Source organism: Micromonospora sp. NPDC005413, assembly GCF_040606435.1.
GTDB lineage: Bacteria > Actinomycetota > Actinomycetes > Mycobacteriales > Micromonosporaceae > Micromonospora.
Genome location: NZ_JBEXEV010000013.1, coordinates 105,150 through 122,243, shown reverse-complemented (window position 1 = coordinate 122,243; position 17,094 = coordinate 105,150). Strand labels below are relative to the sequence as shown.

General features: G+C 68.0%; 22 protein-coding genes and 1 pseudogene. 10 read left to right on the top strand and 13 right to left on the bottom strand.

The genetic code is table 11. The features are described from left to right. The first annotated feature begins 41 nt into the window (after positions 1–41). The gene (locus ABZS37_RS16945; protein ID WP_355169893.1) at positions 42–623 is read left to right on the top strand and encodes a dihydrofolate reductase family protein; all 582 of its coding nucleotides are present in this window, start codon (positions 42–44) and stop codon (positions 621–623) included. Between the two features lie 146 nt (positions 624–769). On the opposite strand, the gene ABZS37_RS16940 is transcribed toward ABZS37_RS16945, so the two are convergent. The 6 genes from ABZS37_RS16940 to ABZS37_RS16915 all read right to left on the bottom strand — a co-directional run bounded on the left by ABZS37_RS16940 (position 770) and on the right by ABZS37_RS16915 (position 4,082). Further along, complete coding sequence (locus tag ABZS37_RS16940; RefSeq protein ID WP_355169891.1) at positions 770–904, bottom strand: hypothetical protein; 135 nt, start codon at positions 902–904, stop codon at positions 770–772. A gap of 30 nt (positions 905–934) precedes the next feature. Further along, complete coding sequence (locus tag ABZS37_RS16935) at positions 935–1,219, bottom strand: hypothetical protein (protein WP_355169889.1); 285 nt, start codon at positions 1,217–1,219, stop codon at positions 935–937. A gap of 27 nt (positions 1,220–1,246) precedes the next feature. Beyond that, positions 1,247–1,750, bottom strand: a complete 504-nt coding sequence (locus tag ABZS37_RS16930; protein WP_355169887.1) for an NUDIX domain-containing protein — start codon at positions 1,748–1,750, stop codon at positions 1,247–1,249. Positions 1,751–2,476: 726 nt separating this feature from the next. Further along, positions 2,477–2,866: a hypothetical protein gene (locus ABZS37_RS16925; protein ID WP_354997545.1), complete on the bottom strand. Its 390-nt coding sequence runs from the start codon at positions 2,864–2,866 to the stop codon at positions 2,477–2,479. A 14-nt stretch (positions 2,867–2,880) separates the two neighbouring features. Beyond that, complete coding sequence (locus tag ABZS37_RS16920) at positions 2,881–3,813, bottom strand: methyltransferase domain-containing protein (protein ID WP_355169885.1); 933 nt, start codon at positions 3,811–3,813, stop codon at positions 2,881–2,883. Further along, positions 3,813–4,082, bottom strand: a complete 270-nt coding sequence (locus tag ABZS37_RS16915; RefSeq protein ID WP_355169883.1) for a hypothetical protein — start codon at positions 4,080–4,082, stop codon at positions 3,813–3,815. Before ABZS37_RS16915 ends, ABZS37_RS16920 begins: the two co-directional genes overlap by 1 nt. 80 nt (positions 4,083–4,162) lie before the next feature. Here ABZS37_RS16915 and ABZS37_RS16910 point away from each other — a divergent pair, with 80 nt between their 5' ends. Beyond that, a complete protein-coding gene (locus tag ABZS37_RS16910) occupies positions 4,163–4,807 on the top strand; it encodes a TetR/AcrR family transcriptional regulator (RefSeq protein WP_355169881.1) in 645 nt (214 codons plus the stop codon). Between the two features lie 352 nt (positions 4,808–5,159). Here the strand turns inward: ABZS37_RS16910 and ABZS37_RS16905 are convergent, their stop codons facing one another. Together ABZS37_RS16905 and ABZS37_RS16900 are read right to left on the bottom strand one after the other, a co-directional pair. Further along, entirely contained in the window at positions 5,160–5,525 is a 366-nt protein-coding gene (locus ABZS37_RS16905) for a hypothetical protein (RefSeq protein WP_355169879.1), read from the bottom strand. 109 nt (positions 5,526–5,634) lie between these two features. Beyond that, positions 5,635–6,060, bottom strand: a complete 426-nt coding sequence (locus ABZS37_RS16900) for a hypothetical protein (protein WP_355169951.1) — start codon at positions 6,058–6,060, stop codon at positions 5,635–5,637. A gap of 259 nt (positions 6,061–6,319) precedes the next feature. On the opposite strand from ABZS37_RS16900, the gene ABZS37_RS16895 reads away from it, so the two are divergent. The 4 genes and pseudogenes from ABZS37_RS16895 to ABZS37_RS16880 all read left to right on the top strand — a co-directional run. Next, on the top strand, positions 6,320–7,057 hold the full coding sequence (locus ABZS37_RS16895; RefSeq protein WP_355169877.1) for a dihydrofolate reductase family protein: 738 nt from the start codon (positions 6,320–6,322) through the stop codon (positions 7,055–7,057). A gap of 53 nt (positions 7,058–7,110) precedes the next feature. Further along, positions 7,111–7,434 (top strand): YciI family protein, encoded by a 324-nt coding sequence (locus ABZS37_RS16890; RefSeq protein ID WP_355169875.1) that lies wholly within the window; start codon positions 7,111–7,113, stop codon positions 7,432–7,434. Then, complete coding sequence (locus tag ABZS37_RS16885; RefSeq protein WP_355169873.1) at positions 7,431–8,666, top strand: DUF6596 domain-containing protein; 1,236 nt, start codon at positions 7,431–7,433, stop codon at positions 8,664–8,666. The genes ABZS37_RS16890 and ABZS37_RS16885 overlap by 4 nt, the downstream gene beginning before the upstream one ends. Before the next feature lie 276 nt (positions 8,667–8,942). Then, positions 8,943–9,122, top strand: a pseudogene (locus ABZS37_RS16880) (DUF4158 domain-containing protein); the annotation flags it as partial. Here ABZS37_RS16880 and ABZS37_RS16875 read toward each other — a convergent pair. Beyond that, positions 9,041–10,024 (bottom strand): DMT family transporter, encoded by a 984-nt coding sequence (locus ABZS37_RS16875; RefSeq protein ID WP_355169871.1) that lies wholly within the window; start codon positions 10,022–10,024, stop codon positions 9,041–9,043. The pseudogene ABZS37_RS16880 and the gene ABZS37_RS16875 sit on opposite strands and share 82 nt — an antisense overlap. Positions 10,025–10,097: 73 nt before the next feature. On the opposite strand from ABZS37_RS16875, the gene ABZS37_RS16870 reads away from it, so the two are divergent. The 3 genes from ABZS37_RS16870 to ABZS37_RS16860 all read left to right on the top strand — a co-directional run bounded on the left by ABZS37_RS16870 (position 10,098) and on the right by ABZS37_RS16860 (position 13,265). Then, positions 10,098–11,036, top strand: coding sequence for a LysR family transcriptional regulator (locus ABZS37_RS16870; protein WP_355169869.1), 939 nt, complete (start codon positions 10,098–10,100; stop codon positions 11,034–11,036). A gap of 452 nt (positions 11,037–11,488) precedes the next feature. Then, positions 11,489–12,160 (top strand): recombinase family protein, encoded by a 672-nt coding sequence (locus tag ABZS37_RS16865; RefSeq protein ID WP_355169867.1) that lies wholly within the window; start codon positions 11,489–11,491, stop codon positions 12,158–12,160. A gap of 31 nt (positions 12,161–12,191) precedes the next feature. After that, positions 12,192–13,265, top strand: coding sequence for an RNA polymerase subunit sigma-70 (locus ABZS37_RS16860; protein WP_355169865.1), 1,074 nt, complete (start codon positions 12,192–12,194; stop codon positions 13,263–13,265). Between the two features lie 208 nt (positions 13,266–13,473). Here the strand turns inward: ABZS37_RS16860 and ABZS37_RS16855 are convergent, their stop codons facing one another. The 3 genes from ABZS37_RS16855 to ABZS37_RS16845 form a co-directional block, all read right to left on the bottom strand. Further along, positions 13,474–14,037 carry a dihydrofolate reductase family protein gene (locus tag ABZS37_RS16855; protein WP_355169863.1) on the bottom strand — a complete coding sequence of 188 codons (564 nt, stop codon included), beginning with the start codon at positions 14,035–14,037 and terminating at the stop codon, positions 13,474–13,476. A 145-nt stretch (positions 14,038–14,182) separates the two neighbouring features. After that, positions 14,183–15,214, bottom strand: a complete 1,032-nt coding sequence (locus ABZS37_RS16850; RefSeq protein WP_355169861.1) for an NAD(P)-dependent alcohol dehydrogenase — start codon at positions 15,212–15,214, stop codon at positions 14,183–14,185. A gap of 5 nt (positions 15,215–15,219) precedes the next feature. Continuing rightward, positions 15,220–15,639 (bottom strand): hypothetical protein, encoded by a 420-nt coding sequence (locus ABZS37_RS16845; RefSeq protein ID WP_355169859.1) that lies wholly within the window; start codon positions 15,637–15,639, stop codon positions 15,220–15,222. A gap of 115 nt (positions 15,640–15,754) precedes the next feature. Here ABZS37_RS16845 and ABZS37_RS16840 point away from each other — a divergent pair, with 115 nt between their 5' ends. After that, positions 15,755–16,561, top strand: coding sequence for a helix-turn-helix transcriptional regulator (locus ABZS37_RS16840; RefSeq protein ID WP_355169857.1), 807 nt, complete (start codon positions 15,755–15,757; stop codon positions 16,559–16,561). A gap of 236 nt (positions 16,562–16,797) precedes the next feature. Here ABZS37_RS16840 and ABZS37_RS16835 read toward each other — a convergent pair whose 3' ends face one another. Continuing rightward, positions 16,798–17,076 carry a DUF1905 domain-containing protein gene (locus ABZS37_RS16835; RefSeq protein WP_355169855.1) on the bottom strand — a complete coding sequence of 93 codons (279 nt, stop codon included), beginning with the start codon at positions 17,074–17,076 and terminating at the stop codon, positions 16,798–16,800. Positions 17,077–17,094: the final 18 nt, after the last annotated feature.

The window sequence follows — 17,094 nt, the reverse complement described above, 5'->3', positions numbered from 1 at the left end:
ACACGCTAATTTGGGTGCACCCCAAAGCAGAGGAGAGCCCCGTGGGCAAGGTGGTCATGTACAGCTCGGTGTCGGTGGACGGCTTCGTCGCGGACGACAATGACCAGCCCGGACCCCTGTTCGAATGGTTGACCAGCGGTGACGTCCCCTTGGACGAGAGCGGCGTATTGAAGGTGTCGCAGGCGTCCCACGACTACACCCGGCCGTACTGGGACCAGATCGGGGTGACAATCGCCGGCCGCCACGTCTTCGACATGACGGACGGCTGGGACGGGAAGCCTCCGAGCGGGATCGACCACGTCGTCGTCGTGACGCACCGACCGCCGCCCGAGGGCTGGGACCCCGAGGCGCCGTTCCACTTCGTCGACGGCGTCGAGGCAGCCGTGGCCAAGGCGCAGGAGCTTGCGGGTGACCGCATGGTCGAGGTCGCCGCCGGCGACGTCGGTGGCCAGGTGCTTGCCGCGGGCCTGATCGACGAGGTGCGCATGGACGTCGTGCCCGTCGTGTTCGGGTCCGGCAAGCGCTACTTCGGGTCGGTCCACGCGCAGCACCTGTTGGAGGATCCTGACGTGGTGATTCAGGGCAACCGGGTGCTTCACCTGCGCTATCGGGTGCGCCGTTGACCGATCTGAGCGGGTACGCGAAGAAGTCCACTACGAACGGTGACACAAGATCGGGCCTCCGGCTGCGTTTGCGCATCGCTGTCCCTGGTCGGGCAGCCGACGCCGATCCGCCCCAGCACCTCACCTGAGGCAAGCTCAACTCAACATCACTGGTTGCCGGTCTCCGCCGTATCTTGGCCGACACCACCGGCGCGCACACCGTAGACGCGGACGGGCAAGTGCTGGAGGTCGGTGCTCTTCGAGGACGTGCTGCGCAGCGTGCCGGGCCAGGTGCCAGGCACGCTCTTCCCGGCTTCCCGCCCGGTAGATGGTCACGGCTTCACGTCGGCGTTGGCACCGGCCTGCCAGCGGTCCATGCCGTCGCGGTCAAACGCCGCGTCCAGGTGCACGTACTGCTCTGCGGTCAACGTCTGGAGGACGTCGAGGACGGCGAGCACCTCGGCGGTGTTCGGGCCGGCGTCGTCGAATTTTCCGGGCGGCTCGGTGTTCGTATCGCCTCTGAGCTGCGCTGGGACATTGCGTACATGTCCGCGACGGGTGCAGGGCTGATGCCGGTTCGGCGTGTCGCTGATGAAGCTCGAACGCGGGTTGGTCACAGGTATGTGTGATCGCACCGGAACTTGCTAGAGGCCGAGTTGGACCGGCTGGTCCGGCGTCCCCGCTGTAAGAAGCGCTGTCAAGGGTGTTGTGAGGTCGCGGGGCGAGAACAGCTCAGGTCCCGTATAACCAGCGATCTCCGAAAGCTGCCACCACCGGAACGCGGCCAGGTTCTCCGCAGCGAGTTGGTCGTCTGTCAGCTCGCCGCGGGGCTGGAAGTGGTTCGCGCGGATGAGGAAGTAGTCGTTGATGATGCCGTCGAAGCCCGGCGCATGGTCGGCGGCCACGACTTCCTGGTGCCAGACGTGCGGTGGATCGGCGGTGATCGCCAGACCGGTCTCCTCACGCAGTTCACGGCGCAAAGCCGTCAGCCGGTCCTCGCCGGGTTCGATGCCGCCGCCTGGCGCCGCCCAAACGGCCTTCGCCTGCTCTGGCACCACCGGGTGCGGAAAGTCGAACCGACAGAGCAGGATGCGGTCGTCCTCATCAAGGATGATCGCGCGGACGGCGCGGCGCAGGTTCGACGTCATGGCATGTCGGACACGGCGGCGAGGCGGATGACGATCGGCACCGCCGCAGACTATCAACCGAGAGATCGAGCGCTGACTCTGAAACGCCGCAGCGCTGCCCCGCTCGCGTACGCGAGGGAGCGGCGCAGGGCGTGCAGGTTCTTGCCCTTGACAGTCTTGCCGACGGCGAGTGTGTTCCCGGCGACGAGGGATAAGACGAAGGCGGACAGGACCAGGTGCGCCCCATCGCGAGCACCAAGCTCGACCATGGGGGGTCACGTGCGTACGCGCCGTCGCCGGGCTGACTCGCCATCTCAACTGCGAGGCGACAGACACGCTGGCGAGGACTCACACAACCGGCAGACGACGTCCGTCCACATTAATAGTTTGCCGTTAACGATAAACCGATAATTCGTCCACACAAAAGGGACAATTGGGTAGTGCATCATAATGACAGTTATGGTGTGCAACGAGTAAGGATGGTGTAGGCCCAGTGCTTGGGTACGTGTCCTGTCCCACTGGATCTGAGTCTTCCCGCCCGAAGTTGAGTCGCTGACCCCGACTATCCGCGAGCCGACCCAGTGAAACTGCGGCGATACGGCAGTGGGTCGAGCGCCATGGGTATCCACCGACGGTGCGGGAGATCGGCGCTCGAGCCCTCCCGCGGACCGCACGGCCACCTGCACCCTCGGCATCCTGTGCACGACCTTGGCTGGTGGGGGTACCGGCGGCACCTAACTGTCGCGGCTACAGCCGTTCGAAGCTCTCCATGCCGGCGAGTTCGAGGACCTCGGTCCGGGTCGTCGGGCATTCCTGCCGGGTCTGGTCGTCAATCTGACGGCCGGTCGGGACAGCACCCTGCTTCTCGTACCAGGAATAGAGGTTCACGGTGAGGTTGGCCATCACGCCCGTTTCGGACCCGATTTCCCTCAGCGTCGGCAACTGCTCGTCCAGGTAGGCACACACCTTCTCCGCCGACACCGGCGTCGAGCCACCGGCCGGACCGGATCCGACGGCGCTGGACGCGGCGTCGGCAGCTGCCGGATTGCCCGGCGACGCTGCGCCGGAGGGCTCGGGCTCGTTGGCGTCGGCACATGCCGTCAGGGTGAGCACAAGACAGACGGTCGGCGCGAGCATTCGGATCGTTCTCATCAGTTCTCGTCCTGACGTGGGTGTCGGTGGCGGATGGCCGGTGGGCCGGCCGTGGCGGACGGCGCTTCAGCCGCGGCGGCGATCGCGGTGACGAGCCAGAGGCCGGCGGGCAGTCGGTAGCCGACGCCAGGCTCACGAAACCGGTCGAGCAGCCGGGCCGCCCCCGCCCGGGCCGAAGCCTGCCCAGCAAGAGGAGCCGCCCGGTACGCGGCACCGGCGGGACCGACCTCGATAAGCCATTCGGCCACCACGTCGGCGTCGTCCGGAGCGTTCATGGTGACGTCGCAGGGTGTGATCGTGACTGCGGTCAAGCCGGCGACGGTGAGGACCCGGGTGAGCCGCGCCGGATCGGCGAAGGAGAACGGACCGGGCTCTTCATCCACTGGTAGATGTGGCAACGGCCCGAGGTACGGCGCTGCGCCGAGCATCGCCGCGAACAGCCACGGGTTGACGCTGCCATCGCGGAAGACGGTCGCGGCGAGGCGCCCTCCCGGGCGTAGTGATCGCCGGATCGTGGTGCAGCCGGCGACCGGATCGGCCAACAGCATCAGGGTCATTCGCGAGAAAGCCGCGTCGAACGGTGCTCCCGGCACGACATCGAGAGTCTCGATGTCGGCGAGGTGGAACTGGATGCCCGGGTACCGGTCGGTGGGGAACCGTTGCCGGGCGGCGGTCACCATCGCCTCGGCGATGTCGACACCGACCGCCGCGCCGGTCCCGCCGACCGCCGCGGCGAGTTCGGCTGTGGTGCCGCCACAGCCGCAGCCGACATCAAGGATCCGTTCGGCGGGCCGCGGGGCCAGTTGATCCATTGCCGGCGCGCCCAGCGGTCGACCGATCTCGTCCTGCCGATCGGCGTGGCGAATCCAGCCAGCTGCCGCTCCCGTCCAGAAATCGGCGTTACGGGACCGCAGGGTGGCGGCGTCGGCCATCAGAAGGGCATCTCGGTGCCGTCGACGATCACCGATCGAAAGTGGGCCGCCTTCGTCGGGTCGAAGCCGTCCTCCTGCGCCGCCAATCCCGCAGCACGGACCAGCCGTTCGGACTGGAACCGACGGAACGCCGCTTCGTCCTGCCAGATATTGATGATTCGCCAGCCGTCCTCGGTCGGCCCCGCGACATGGGCGACGAGTCCCGGCGGCCGATCCGGTCCGAGGTGTCGTTCCACCTGCCGGTATTCCGCCTCGCTGACGCCGGGCATCTCCTGCAACACACCGAACGGCATAGCCGCCGCCTCTCGATAGAGTTAGTCTCTATCCAATAGAGCACTACACTCGACCAGTGATTGTCAAGAGACGCTATGACTCCTCTCGCCGACAGGAGCAGGCCCGACAGACCCGGCAGGCAATCCTCGAAGCGGCTGGCCGGCTGTTCGTCGACCCCGGCTACGCGGCCACGCCCCTGACCGCCGTCGCCGCAGAAGCCGGCGTCGCCGTCCAGACGCTGTACGCGGTGTTCGGCAGCAAGCGACAACTGCTCTCCCAGTTGGTCGACGTCACCCTGGCTGGCGACGACGAACCGGTGGCCCTGCCCGACCGGCCCTTCGTCGCCGAGATCCGCGCGCTCGCCGACCCCCGCGCCAAGCTCGCCCGCTACGCCCGCCACCTGGTCGAGGTCAACGCCCGGCAGGCCCAGGTAATGCTCGCGCTGGCCGCAGCGGCCACCGCCGATGCGGACGCCGCCGAGATCTGGCGCAAGAACATCGACGAGCGCCGCCGCGGCATGGCCATGTTCGCTGCGGAACTCGTCGGCACGGGGGGCCTACGCCCTGACCTCGACGTGGAACTGGTGGCCGACATCCTCTGGTTGGCTCAGGACGTCCGCAACTTCGACTGGCTCGTCCGGCAACGCGGATGGTCGCTGGAGCAGTACCAGCGGTGGTATGTGGACACGGTCATCGGCGCCACAAGCGCCGGCGCCGAATAGCGGACAGGCTCAGCGACTGGCCGCAGCACGACCTGTGGCACCGAGCGTCGGATTGATCCGCTTACGGGCCTCGCGCAGCTCAGCCGGCTCACTACTGGTCGCACCTGGCTTGACGCCGTCCTCGACGAAGCCACCGGCAGCAAGCCATCTCACATGTCACCTGTCGCTGCAGCAGACCCCTGGGGTCGAGCCTGACCAGGCGAGCCTGGAGCCGCCCCCTGCGATGGGTGGGGGTGGCTTCGTCGCTGAGCTGCCGTGGGCGAGGAACGCTAGGGCCCAACACAAAACAGCCTGCCGTCCAAGGCGATCGGTTACACCATCACACCGGCCCATCGCGGCACCCCGCGCCGGCTCAACTGTTCAACTTGATGATGAACCCCTTATCCGCGCATGCCGTCTGCAGACCCGACACGTGCGTGCCCATCGGCCCGATGAATGCCAACGACCCAGCGTCGTCCTCGGACATCTCCTGCACCTGCCACAGCAAATCCATCAACGCGGTCCCATGCTCACGGATCTTGTCATGCCGGGAGTCCTCGAAAATCTTCCGCGCCTCCCGATACTCAGCCTCCGACAACTTGTCGTCGCCAGCGTCGGAGTCTTTCGGGCTGCCGTCCATCTGCTTGTCCTCCGACATCGCCCTACAGGCGGCAACCCCGGAGTCCTCTTTGATGAACCGGTCGTAGAGGGTGTACCCGCCGGCCGCGAGCACGAGCAACGGCCGGGCCTGTCTCGCTAACGGCCCTGTCTCAAGGGGACAAGCACATCTCAACTTTACTGGGCCAGGACAGTACGTGACCCCAGCCGCAAAGTAGCCCTCCAGTAACTCACGCCGTCGAGGTTCGCCGGATCGGGGTCGCGAGGTGCTGCTCTCGCCCCGGTCGGCGTTGACCACTGCCAGAACTGCGGGCTTGTCGTGTGCGGTGAAGGGCCGGACCTGGTACGCCCGATGACCAGGCTGGACCTGGACGCCGTGACCGCGTAGCGGCTACACGGCCGCCGGCTGCCGGCCGTACTCCTGGAATTGCCACCCGGTCCGGGCACGTGTGATCGCGGCGCCGATGAAGTCCAGGGCGTCGCCGGGCGGTCGTTGGGGTCGGCCACACCAGTTCGGCGTACTTGTGCGGTTCGCGAATCTGGGGAGTGCCGGCCCAGGTGCGGGCGAGGAAGAAGAGGTCCACCCGCGGCTTCAGCGGCAGGCGGAACATCGTCCCGCCCGGCTCCAGCGCGGCCGGGTCAGGCCGGACGCCCAGTTCCTCGGCGATCTCCCGGACCGCGCTGGCGGTAGGGGTCTCCCCAAGGTCAACGTGCCCGGACCGGCTACACCTCCGGCGCGCTGTTCCGTCCGAGCATCAACGGAAGCACCACCGGTGGAGGGCACCTTTCCTACGACGCCGCCCGCCACCACTGGTCCGGATCTTCGCGATCGATCTGGTCCAAGAGCTTGTTCGCATTGGGCGCGCTCGAGGAAGTGGAGCGCCGTCGCCGCGAAACTGTCGTGCCGTCGGAGCGATGACGACCGGCGTCCCGGAAAATTCTTCAAAGAAGTCCGGGAGGGGGGTGTCGGATCGGGGCGGTGGTGTTCGTAGCAGGGGTGAGGCCGCCCACAAGGGGCGGCGTCCAGGCAAAGGAACCGCGATCATGAAGCTGACGACCATGACCCAGATCTCTATTGATGGAGTCATGCAGAACAACGGCGCCCCGACGGACGACCACCCGAATGGGTTCGAGCGCGGCGGATGGGCCCTGGGGAAGGCCGACGACGGGACCAGGACGTTCATCACGCAGACCTACCAGCGGGCCGAGGCGTTCCTGTTCGGCCGGCGCACCTACGAGTTGTTCGCCGGCTCCTGGGGATCGATCGGCCAGATGCGCGCACATCCCATCGGCGTGGCCTTGAACGAGGCCCCCAAGTACGTTGCCTCGACCACGCTCACCGCGCCGCGTTGGAAGGACACGACCGTTCTCCGCGGTGATCTCGTGGCGGCCATCAGTGAGCTGAAGGCCAAGCCCGGGGGTGAGCTGCAGGTGCACGGGAGCGGCGCCCTGGTCCGGTGGCTGCTGGCGAACGATCTGGTCGATGAGATGACTCTGATCGTGATCCCGGTGATCGTTGGCCGTGGCGCGAGGCTGTTCCCGGAGACCGGTCCGGATCTTGCGCTCGACCTGGTCGAGTCGCGGGTCGACTCGAAGGGCGTGTCGATCCAGGTCTACCGGCCGGCCGGGCGCCCGCGGTATGCAACGGCCTGAAGTCCCTGACCGCCGAACCACGCTGTCTTGACACCAGAGGAGATGATCTTCAGATGCAGTACCTGGTTTCCGTGATCGATGACAAGAGCAATCCCGGCAGCACGGACAGGCGGCCTGCCATCAGCGCGTTCAACGAACGACTGATCGCCGAGGGCTACTGGGTTTTCGCGGGCGGACTCGCGGACACCGACGCGGCCACGGTCATCGACAACCGGGGCGAGCAGGCGGTGTTCAGCGACGGGCCTTTCGTGGAGTCGAAGGAGTACCTCGCCGGCGTCTGGGTGTGGGAGGTCCGCGATCTGGATGTGGCGCTCAAGCTCGCCGCCGAGGCGTCGAAGGTCTGCGATCGGAAGATCGAGGTGCGGCCGTTTCAGTGAGCGACGTCGAGGAGGCGACCACCCGGGCCCACCACGCGGAGTGGGCCCGGGTGGTCGCCGCCCTGGCCAGGCGCTTCGGCGACCTCGACATCGCCGAGGAGGCGGCCGCCGAGGCGTTCGCGACCGCCGTCGAGCGGTGGCGGGCCGACGGCGTACCTCCCAACCCCGGCGCGTGGCTGACCACCACCGCCAACCGCAAGGCCATCGACCGGATCCGGCGCGAGAACAAGCGCGACGACAAGCACAAGGAGGCTCAGATGCTGCACGACAACAACCCACCCGAGCCTCTCGGCGCCATCGACGACGACCGGCTCCGGCTGATCTTCACCTGCTGCCACCCGGCGCTGGCGATGGAGGCCCGCGTGGCGCTGACGCTGCGCATGCTCGGCGGGCTGACCGTGCCCGAGATCGCCCGTGCCTTCCTGGTGGCCGGGAGTGCCATGGAGCAGCGCATCACCCGCGCGAAGGCCAAGATCAAGGCGGCGCGCATCCCCTATCGGATGCCGTCCGCCGACGATCTGCCGGCTCGTGTCTCCGGCGTAATCGCCGTCCTGTTCCTCGTCTTCAACGAGGGCTACCTGGCCAGCGGCCCCGACACCGACCCTGTACGACACGACCTGACCGCCGAGGCGATCCGGCTCACCCGCCTGATCCGTGCCCTCCTGCCGGACGACGGCGAGGTGGCCGGGCTGCTGGCGCTGATGCTGCTCATCGAGGCCCGCCGCCCCGCCCGGGTCTCGGCCAGCGGCGAACTGGTCGCTCTCGACGAGCAGGACCGTGGGGCCTGGGACGCGGCGCTGATCGCCGAGGGCCACCGGCTGGTGCGCGAGCGCCTCGCCGCTGCCGCCGCCGGGGCGGCTCCGGGCCGCTACCAGATCCTCGCCGCGATCAACGCCGTGCACACCTCCGCCCGCGACATCCGCGACACCGACTGGTCGCAGGTCCTCGCCCTCTACGACCAACTCGTCCACCTCGACTCCTCGCCGATCATCGCCCTCAACCGGGCCATCGCGGTCGCCGAGCTCGACGGACCGGAGGTGGCACTGGCAACCGTCGACCGTCTGGACGGCGCGTTGGCCGACTACCACCCCTACCACGCCACCCGCGCCGACCTGCTGCGCCGGCTGGGCCAAAGTCAGCAGTCACGCGCGGCCTACGACCGGGCCATCGAGCTGGCCGGCAACACCGCCGAGACCGCCAACCTGACCCGCCGCCGCGACCAACTGCGGTAGCGCCCACGAATCCCGATCGAAACCCCGCGCGCAGCGGCGGCCGACCTGGAGCCATTCGACGAGGAAGAAGATCGCGACCACGCTCGTTAACACCGGCCATCGCCACGACCGCGGTCCAATATGTTACTCGTGGGTTACTTTGCGGCTGGGGTCACGTACCCAAGCACTGGGCCGTGTAAGCGTCCGGGGGTGGGCCGGAGCGAGTGACTGGCCGGGAGGCTCAAACAACCGCTCGGGGCGGCACGGATGGCGGCTCCGACTTCAGGTAGTCCATTGCGCGGCGAGTTGATCCGGCACTTCACGTTGACCCAGGTGCGGACGAGGAATTCGTGCGGGAAGTTCCGGACCGGGCGCAACGTGCTTGGCGTGGCGGTTCAGTTGTGCACGTTGACGTGGCTGTGGTTCGTGCCGGACGACGTGACGGCGGTGCCGGTAAGCCGGTTGTCAAAGCGGGTGCCAGCGCGTCGGAGCTGGAGAACGGCGACCGAGGACAGCACCAGGGCGCCGCCGGCGAGCTGGACCGGGGTCAGGGACTCGCCGAGGACGAGCGCGGCCAGTGCCGAGGTGACGACGGGCTCGAAGGTGGACAAGATGGCGGCGGTCGACGGGCCGGTGCGCTTGAGCCCGGCGAAGAAGCTCAGCATCGCCACGACGGTGGAGACCACGGCGATGCAGGCCAGCCAGAACCACCCCCGCCAACCGAAGTCGAGGTCGACGCCGCCGGTGAGCAGAGCACGGGCGCCGAGGGTGCCGGCCGCGCCGGTCATCACCAGCGCGGACAGCACCACGGGTGCCAGCCGGTGCACGACGGTGTCCGCGACCAGGATGTAGACGGTGTAGGTGATCGCGGAGGCAAAGGCCAGCAGCGCCCCGACCGGCTGGAAACTCACGCCGCCAGCGCCGAGCAGGACCAGCAGCGTGCCGCCGGAGGCAGCTGCCAGGGCGGCTCCGCGCGCGGGGGTGAGCCGGTCACGGCCGAGCAGCACCGCCACCACGGTGACCATGACCGGATAGGTGTAAAGGATCAATGCCAGCAGGGACGCGTCCATCAGTTGCAGCGCGGAGAAGAACAGACTCGCCTGCGTGGCGTACCCGACAGCACCCAGTCCGACGGCGATGGCCAGGACCCGGCCTCGGGTCATCGCCGTCCGACCGGGCGCCTTATCCCGCGGTGACCCGGATACGGGTCGGCGTAGTCCCGGCCGCATCAACAAGACGACCCCGAGCAGGACAGTGGCCAGGGTGAAACGTACGAGCAGCAGCGCCCCGGGCGAGACACCGGCGTCGTAGGCGAGCTTGCCGAAGATCGCCATCGCGCCGAAGCAAGCCGCGGACACCAGACACAGTGCTGCACCCATGCACCCAAGGATCAGACAACCGACGCATCGGGTCCAGCGATGATTCCAGAGGGTGAATCGTTAGGATTCCCGCATGATCGAGCTGGACCTGCGGCGGTTGCGCTTCCTGCGCGAGTTCGAGGAACGCGGCACCCTGGCCGCGGTCGCCGCGGCTCTGGGCTACAGCCCGTCCACCGTCTCTCAACAGCTCGCCCTGCTGGAGAAGGACGTCGGCGCACGACTGCTGGACAAAGCCGGCCGCGGCGTGCGGCTCACCGACGCCGGACACCTGCTCGCCCAGCACGCCCGGGTTCTGCTGTCAGCCGCCGAAGCGGCAGAAGCCGACCTCGCCGCCCTCAGCGGCGACATCCGGGGCACCGTCCGCGCCGGCGGTCTGCAATCGGCCGCCCGCCGCCTGCTCATCCCGGCCGTGGCCCGCATGAAAGCCGACCACCCGCAGGTCCGGGTGGAAATCTTCGAGCTGGAACTCGAACAGTCCCTGCCGGGCGTACGCCTCGGCACGGTCGACCTCGTCATCGGCGACGAGTACGACAGCCATCCCCGCCCCCGCCCGACCGGTCTGCGCTTCACGCTCCTGCTCGAAGAACCCCTCAAGATCGTGCTTCCCACCGCGCACCCACTCGCCCAGCCCGGCGGGCCCGTCGCGGTCACCGACCTGCGATCCGAGATCTGGGCCGCCTCCGCCGAAGGCACCGGCCACCACGCCATGGTCGTCGGCACCTGCCGCGCCCTCGGCGGCTACGAACCTGACCTACGACACCGCTCCAGCGACGCCGACGTCCAACTCGAACTCGTCCGCGCCGCCACCGCCGTCGCCCTGATGCCGGCCCTGACTCTGCCCAGCAACGACCCCGCGCTGGCGATCCGAGACATTGCCGAAGCCATCCTCAAACGTCGCCTGGTCGTCGTTACCCGAGACACCCCACCCGCTCCCGCACTCACCGCCCTCCTGACAGCCGTGACGGAGCAGGTGCACAAGCTCGATCCGACGAAGCCCTCGTCAACCGCCTAGCGTTGTTTTTGGCTGGAAACTACGAGCGGCCGTACGCGGCGGCGGGCCCGGGCTACCTCGCGTTCACGCCAAACGAGAAGTAACGCTAGCAATGATCTTGGCGGGAAGAGCTCCCCCGGCTGCTACCGCTTTCGCAGAAACGGTCCATTTTGGGAACAGATCAGCATCCGGTCCGGAATCACTGATCCGGACTCGGATCCGTTCTCAGAATTCGTTCTCACGCAAGAGTGTCGCTGTGATGTTCTGAGAAACGTTTGTGCGAGCATGCTGGGCATAGGTGGTGAAGAAGACCGCGATCCGGAGACCCGAGACGCCGATGATGTCGAGCGGCACCCGTGCCCGCGCTGTCAGGCGCAGCCCGGCTCGCCGTGCCGATCGCGGTCCGGCGTGGTGGCCACCTCGTACCACACCGGCCGGTTCACCAAGGTCCGCCGACTGAGCAACGCTCTGCGGTGCTGACCCCGGCCGACCGCGGCCCCGGGCAGCTGTGGCGCCCGGGCACCCCGCCGCCGGCACCGCTGCCCGGCATCTACGACCCGGCCGGCTCCGGGCGCATGCTGTTCGCTTTCTTCGCCGCGATGGGCGAGACCGAACGGGAGAACATTCGCGAGGCCACCCTCGAAGGCCTCGACGCCGCCGCCCGCAAAGGCAAATACGGCGGCCGCCCGGCCGTCATCACCGAGGACATGCTGCATACCGTGCTGCATCGGCGTGCCAACGGTGAGACTGTCGAGCAGATCCGCCCTGACCTGTTCATCGCGACCGGTAAGCGCAAGGGCCGCAACCCGAGCGTGGCCAGCATCTACCGCGCGCTCGCCGCCCACGAGAAAACCCAGGCGTACCCAGCCGCCGTCGAGCAAGCCCGTATCCAGCATGGGCAGCGCACCGGCGCCGACCTTCCGGCGATCGTGCGCCCCCGGCCCGCCCGTGTCCTCGACCCGATCGACGCCGAGCTGGCGCCGAAGAACAACGCTTGGCCGTGCTGGCCCCACCTCGACATCGAGGGCGTGCCCGACCCCGGAGCACGTCCCCTGGATCGACCCGACCCATCCGGCCTGGCGAACGACCCGGTGTCAGCGGCTTCACCGATCAGAAATCCTCCGCCACGTCGTCAGTTCTGTTAGCCCTCTCGCACCGCTGGAAGGATTAATGACCATGACCGACGCCAGACACCTGGGCGCCGACGAGGCCACGTTCATCGCGGCGGTCCGCGCGGAGGATCCCGGGCGGTTCGCGCTCCTGACCGAGCGCCACCGGCGTGAGCTGCAGGTGCACTGCTACCGGATGCTCGGGAACTACGAGGACGCCCAGGACATGACGCAGGAGACCTTTCTGCGAGCGTGGAACAAGCGGGAGTCGTTCAAGGGCCACGCGGCCCTGCGGACCTGGCTGTACCGGATCGCGACGAACGCCTGCCTCGACTTCCTGGAGAAGCGCAACCACCGCACACCCGTACCGTCCGAGCTGCCGGACCCCGACTCCGAGGTGCCGTACCTGCAGCCGTACCCCGACCGGATGCTCCCCGAGGACCCGCAGGAATCGGTGGTGGCGCGGGAGACGATCGAGCTGGCGTTCATCACCGCCGTCCAGCATTTGCCGCCGCGGCAGCGGGCGGTGTTCATCCTGCGCGACGTCCTCGGCTGGCCGGCGTCGAAAGCCGCCGACGCCCTTGAGCTGACCGTCGCATCGGTGACCAGCGCACTGCAGCGGGCCCGTGTGACGATGCGCGAGCAGCTGCCCGACCGCCGTCTCGACTGGCGGAGCCCCGCCACCCACGAGCTGTCGAATGACGAGCGCGGCGCGGTGAAGTCGTACATCGAGGCCCATGAGCGCAACGACCTCGACGGGCTGACGTCCCTACTGCGCGACGACCTGCGCTTCGCGATGCTGCCCGATCCAGGCACCGTGACCACGACGGCCAGGGACGCGGTGGACGGCTGGGTCTCCGGTGGGCTCTTCCAGCGCGGCTACGACGACTGGCGCGGTATCACCACGACGGTCAACCGCATGCCTGCCGCCGTGCTGTACCTCCGCACCTCCGACGACCCGGAGTACCGGCTATTTGCCATCGCGGCCCTGCACATCGTCGACGGGAAGATCGCCGAGCTCACCGGGTTCGACGCCGCCGACAAACCATGGCTGGACCTGCCACCGACACTGTCATCACACATGTCACCATCGTCGACGAGTCCAGCGCACGCCGCCGTCACCGAAGTCGCCACGGAATGAGCACCCCGACCGCCTGAACACCAAACGCGCCAATGCGAACACCACCGCCCCGCCGGCAACGCCGGCGGGGCGTTCGGATGCCAGAAGATCATCGTTCGGAACGCAAGGAAGGGCCTGGGGGAAGGTTCCCTCACGGCCGAGGGGTCACGGTGAGCACGCCAGGAAGGGATTTCGTCCTGGCATCACGAGCCCAGGACCTGGCCCGTGCTCATCGCCTCGTCTCGTATCGGGTCAGTAGCACGCCGCCGGCAAACGTCCGCGTCTCCACCAGGTTCAGGTTCACCCAGCTGTCCAGGGCCGTGAAGAACGGCGTGCCGCCGCCCAGCAAGACCGGTGCGGTGACCAGCACGTACTCGTCGATCAGCCCGGCCCGCATGGCCGCTGCGGCAAGTGTGGCGCCGACGATGTCCATGGGGCCGCCGTCTTCGGCCTTGAGCCGGGTGATCTCGGTGACCGCGTCGCCGGTGACCAGGCGGGTGTTCCAGTCGACCGTGCGGGTCGTCGAGGAGAACACCACCTTCGGCATGTCCCGCCAGCGGCGGGCGAACTCGATCTCCGCCGGTGCGGCGCCGGGCTGCTGGTCGGCGGTCGGCCAGTGGGAGCTCATCGCCTCCCACAGCTTGCGCCCGTACAGTGCCAGGCCGGTCGCCCCCACCCGGTCGGACCACCACTGGAACAGCTCGTCGCTCGGTACGCTCCAACCGAGGTCGTCGCCGGGCGCGGCGATGTAGCCATCCACGCTCAGGTTCATGCCGAAGATCAGTTTCCGCATCGTGCCAGCCTCTCGTAGTCGATCTCACACGTACAGACGGGCACGGCGTGCAAACCTAATCGGTGCGCAATCTGCGTCCGCAAATAGTCCTCGCCCGCCCCGAGCGTGTGCCCGCCGGATCGATCCGGCGGGCCGGTCGGCTGGGTTATCTGGTCGCGATGATCACCTTGCCGAATGGGCTGTCGGACTCGTAGTACCGGTACGCCGCGGCTGCCTCTTCGAAGGAGAACACTCGGTCGATGACAGGTTTGAGGTGATGTGCTGTGATGGCGCGGTTCATGTCAGTGAATTGCGTCCGGCTGCCGACGGCCAGCGCCCGTATCGTCGCCGCGGCGCCGAACAGCAGCCGGGGGTCGATCGGGGTCCCGTTGCCGGAGACGGACCCGACGAAGGCGACATGCCCATTGATGGCGACGGACCTGAGAGACTGTTCCAACGTTCCGGCGACATCAACGACGCGGTCTACGCCTCGTCCTGCGGTGAGTTCACGGACGGCGACGTGCCAGTCCGGGGTGTCGCGGTAGTTGACGACGTCGTCGGCGCCGAGGTCGCGAAGGCGCTGCTCCTTTTCCGCGCGGCCCGTCGTGGCGATCACTCTGGCACCGAGAAGCTTGGCGAACTGCAGTGCGAACAGCGACACGCCGCCAGAGCCGAGCGTGAGGACCGTCTGCCCGCGCCGGACCCCGTGGCCGTCTCCGGTCAGGGCATTCCACGCAGTGACGGCGGCGCAGGGAAGGGTTGCGGCCTCTGCGTAGGAGAGGTGTTCCGGGATCGGTACGAGCGCTGCTTCTGGCAGGACGGCGAATTCGGTCAACATGCCGTCCAGCGAGCCACCCAACTGCGGTATGTGCGACAGCCGGAACGGGCCGTCCAGCCAACTCGGGAACAGCGTGGCAGCGACCCGGTCGCCCAGACGTACCCGCTGGACACCGGTACCGACGGCGACGACCTCGCCGGCACCATCGGAGACCGGGATGACGTCCGGCTTGACGGGCAGAACGTACTGGCCGCGTAGCACGAGAAGCTCACGGAAGCTGAGGGATGTGGCGTGGACCGCCACCACGACCTCGCCCGGTGCCGGACTCCGTGGCTCGTGACTACGCAGGGACAGTCCGTCGATACCCGCGCCGGTGGTCAGGTGGTAGCTGCGCACAGCCGACGGGAGCATTGTGGTCATCACGATCAGCCTTCGATGAACTGGTAGTCGGTGCGGATACGGCCGTCCGGGTCGAGGACGAGGATCTCCAAACCGACGCCGGCCACCTCACCGTTCTGGGAGACCATCTCCCAGTTGAACTTGACGATGTCGTGGAGTCGGTCGGCGTTGCGTCGGGAGCTGAAGCTGAAGGTGCCCGGCGCGACGAACTCCTGGTAGGCCCGGGCCACCCGGAACTCCAGCGCGGCGTACCCGCGGGCCTCAAGAGTGGCGGAGATGAAACCGAGCCCCTCAGCGGCCTGCCGGATGTCCTGTGGGGGCTGCAGGACGTGGGTAGCACCTTCGGCCCAGAGTTCACGGATGGTGTTGCGGCGCAGGTCAGCATCCGGCTCGTTCCAGACCGCGACATAGCGGTCGGTCAGCTCCTGCAGGTCGATGTCAGCCATGACGAGTCCTTTGGTTGGCATGATCGGTTCGACCACGACTCTGCTGCTGAGGCTGCGGCCGGACAATTCCTCGCAGGGAATGGTCGAGCAACGTCCGCACGGGTAGACAGGTGGAATGGCTACCGGATTGAAGGCAGACAGGTTCGCCGACGGATTGCGTGCGTGGCGCACCCGGCGACGCGTTAGCCAGTTGGAGCTCGCTGTACGCGCCGGCACGACGCAACGTCACGTCAGTTTCATCGAGAGCGGACGCTCAGTGCCGGGCCGGGCCATGGTCATCCGTCTGGCCGAATCACCGGAGGTGCCGATCCGCGAACGCAACGTACTGCTCCTCGCGGCGGGGTTCGCACCGGCCTACCCGCAGACCGGGCTCGACGATCCCGCCCTCGAACCGGTCCGCACCGCCCTGGAGCGCATCCTTGCAGGCCACCTGCCGTACCCGGCGGTGGTCGTCGACCGGTGCGGTGACCTGGTCTCGGCCAACGCCGGCTTCCACGCGCTGACCGACGGCGTGGCACCACAGCTGCTCGTACCGCCGGTCAGCGTCCCTCGGGTGCTGCTGCATCCGCAGGGTCTCGCGCCGCGGATCGTCAACCTCGACGAGTGGGCCTGGCACGTCATCGACCGGCTCCATGCCGAGATGGAGCGAAATCCGCACCACCGACTCCAGCGCCTGGTCGCCGAACTCACCGAGTTGGTGCCGGGCCGTCCACGCCAACCGGCTCCGGATTACCTTGGCTTCGCTGTTCCGCTGCGGCTGCGCGCAGGCGGCGGGGACAACGGCGGCGAGCTGCGGCTCATCACCACGCTGACCCACTTCGGCACCGCCGTCGACGTCACGATCGCCGAACTACGACTGGAGGCGTTCCTCCCCGCCGACGAGGCGACGGCCGCCATCCTGACCGAACTCGTGATGCGATAACCGGGACCGCACCAGAAAAGCATCGAACTGCTCGGCACCGAGATCCTGCCGCAGATCCGCAAGGAACTCGCATAGAAGGACCGCCGGGGCGGTGAGGCCGCGGCACGCTCGATCGCGCGGTAGACCGTCGAGCGGGCCACGCCGAACAGCTCGGCACTGGTGTGCTCCCCAGCCTTGTGCACGTCCGCAATCCACTATCGCCGCTCACCGTCGCGGTGGTGGGGGGCCGGCTGCTCTCAGCTGAGGCGTTGCTCGAGGTGGAAGGTGACCTGGGCACCGGCTTCGCTCTTACCGATGGCCTTGCACAGGGCGGCCCGGATGGGCAGCCAGTGCGGGCCGGTGCCCGAGGGCATGAGGGTGGCGCTGAACGGGTGACCGTCGATGGTGCCGGTGACCTTGACGGCGCGGCGGGTGCCGAGCAACTCCGCGGAGTCGGGCACGGTCACGTAGGTGGCGAAGGCGCCGTCCTTCTCGATGGGCGCGGTGAAGCGGTGGTCGAGTGGTTGCGGGTCCATTGCTCTCCCCGGGGGTGG

What these genes read in the sequence shown, in the direction of transcription:
- ABZS37_RS16930 (WP_355169887.1), bottom strand. Translation starts at nt 1,750, where the DNA reads ATGACGTCGAACCTGCGCCGCGCCGTCCGCGCGATCATCCTTGATGAG.
- ABZS37_RS16925 (WP_354997545.1), bottom strand. Translation starts at nt 2,866, where the DNA reads ATGCTCGCGCCGACCGTCTGTCTTGTGCTCACCCTGACGGCATGTGCC.
- ABZS37_RS16920 (WP_355169885.1), bottom strand. Translation starts at nt 3,813, where the DNA reads ATGGCCGACGCCGCCACCCTGCGGTCCCGTAACGCCGATTTCTGGACG.
- ABZS37_RS16915 (WP_355169883.1), bottom strand. Translation starts at nt 4,082, where the DNA reads ATGCCCGGCGTCAGCGAGGCGGAATACCGGCAGGTGGAACGACACCTC.
- ABZS37_RS16895 (WP_355169877.1), top strand. Translation starts at nt 6,320, where the DNA reads ATGACGACCGGCGTCCCGGAAAATTCTTCAAAGAAGTCCGGGAGGGGG.
- ABZS37_RS16890 (WP_355169875.1), top strand. Translation starts at nt 7,111, where the DNA reads ATGCAGTACCTGGTTTCCGTGATCGATGACAAGAGCAATCCCGGCAGC.
- ABZS37_RS16875 (WP_355169871.1), bottom strand. Translation starts at nt 10,024, where the DNA reads ATGGGTGCAGCACTGTGTCTGGTGTCCGCGGCTTGCTTCGGCGCGATG.
- ABZS37_RS16870 (WP_355169869.1), top strand. Translation starts at nt 10,098, where the DNA reads ATGATCGAGCTGGACCTGCGGCGGTTGCGCTTCCTGCGCGAGTTCGAG.
- ABZS37_RS16860 (WP_355169865.1), top strand. Translation starts at nt 12,192, where the DNA reads ATGACCGACGCCAGACACCTGGGCGCCGACGAGGCCACGTTCATCGCG.
- ABZS37_RS16855 (WP_355169863.1), bottom strand. Translation starts at nt 14,037, where the DNA reads ATGCGGAAACTGATCTTCGGCATGAACCTGAGCGTGGATGGCTACATC.
- ABZS37_RS16850 (WP_355169861.1), bottom strand. Translation starts at nt 15,214, where the DNA reads ATGACCACAATGCTCCCGTCGGCTGTGCGCAGCTACCACCTGACCACC.
- ABZS37_RS16845 (WP_355169859.1), bottom strand. Translation starts at nt 15,639, where the DNA reads ATGGCTGACATCGACCTGCAGGAGCTGACCGACCGCTATGTCGCGGTC.
- ABZS37_RS16840 (WP_355169857.1), top strand. Translation starts at nt 15,755, where the DNA reads ATGGCTACCGGATTGAAGGCAGACAGGTTCGCCGACGGATTGCGTGCG.
- ABZS37_RS16835 (WP_355169855.1), bottom strand. Translation starts at nt 17,076, where the DNA reads ATGGACCCGCAACCACTCGACCACCGCTTCACCGCGCCCATCGAGAAG.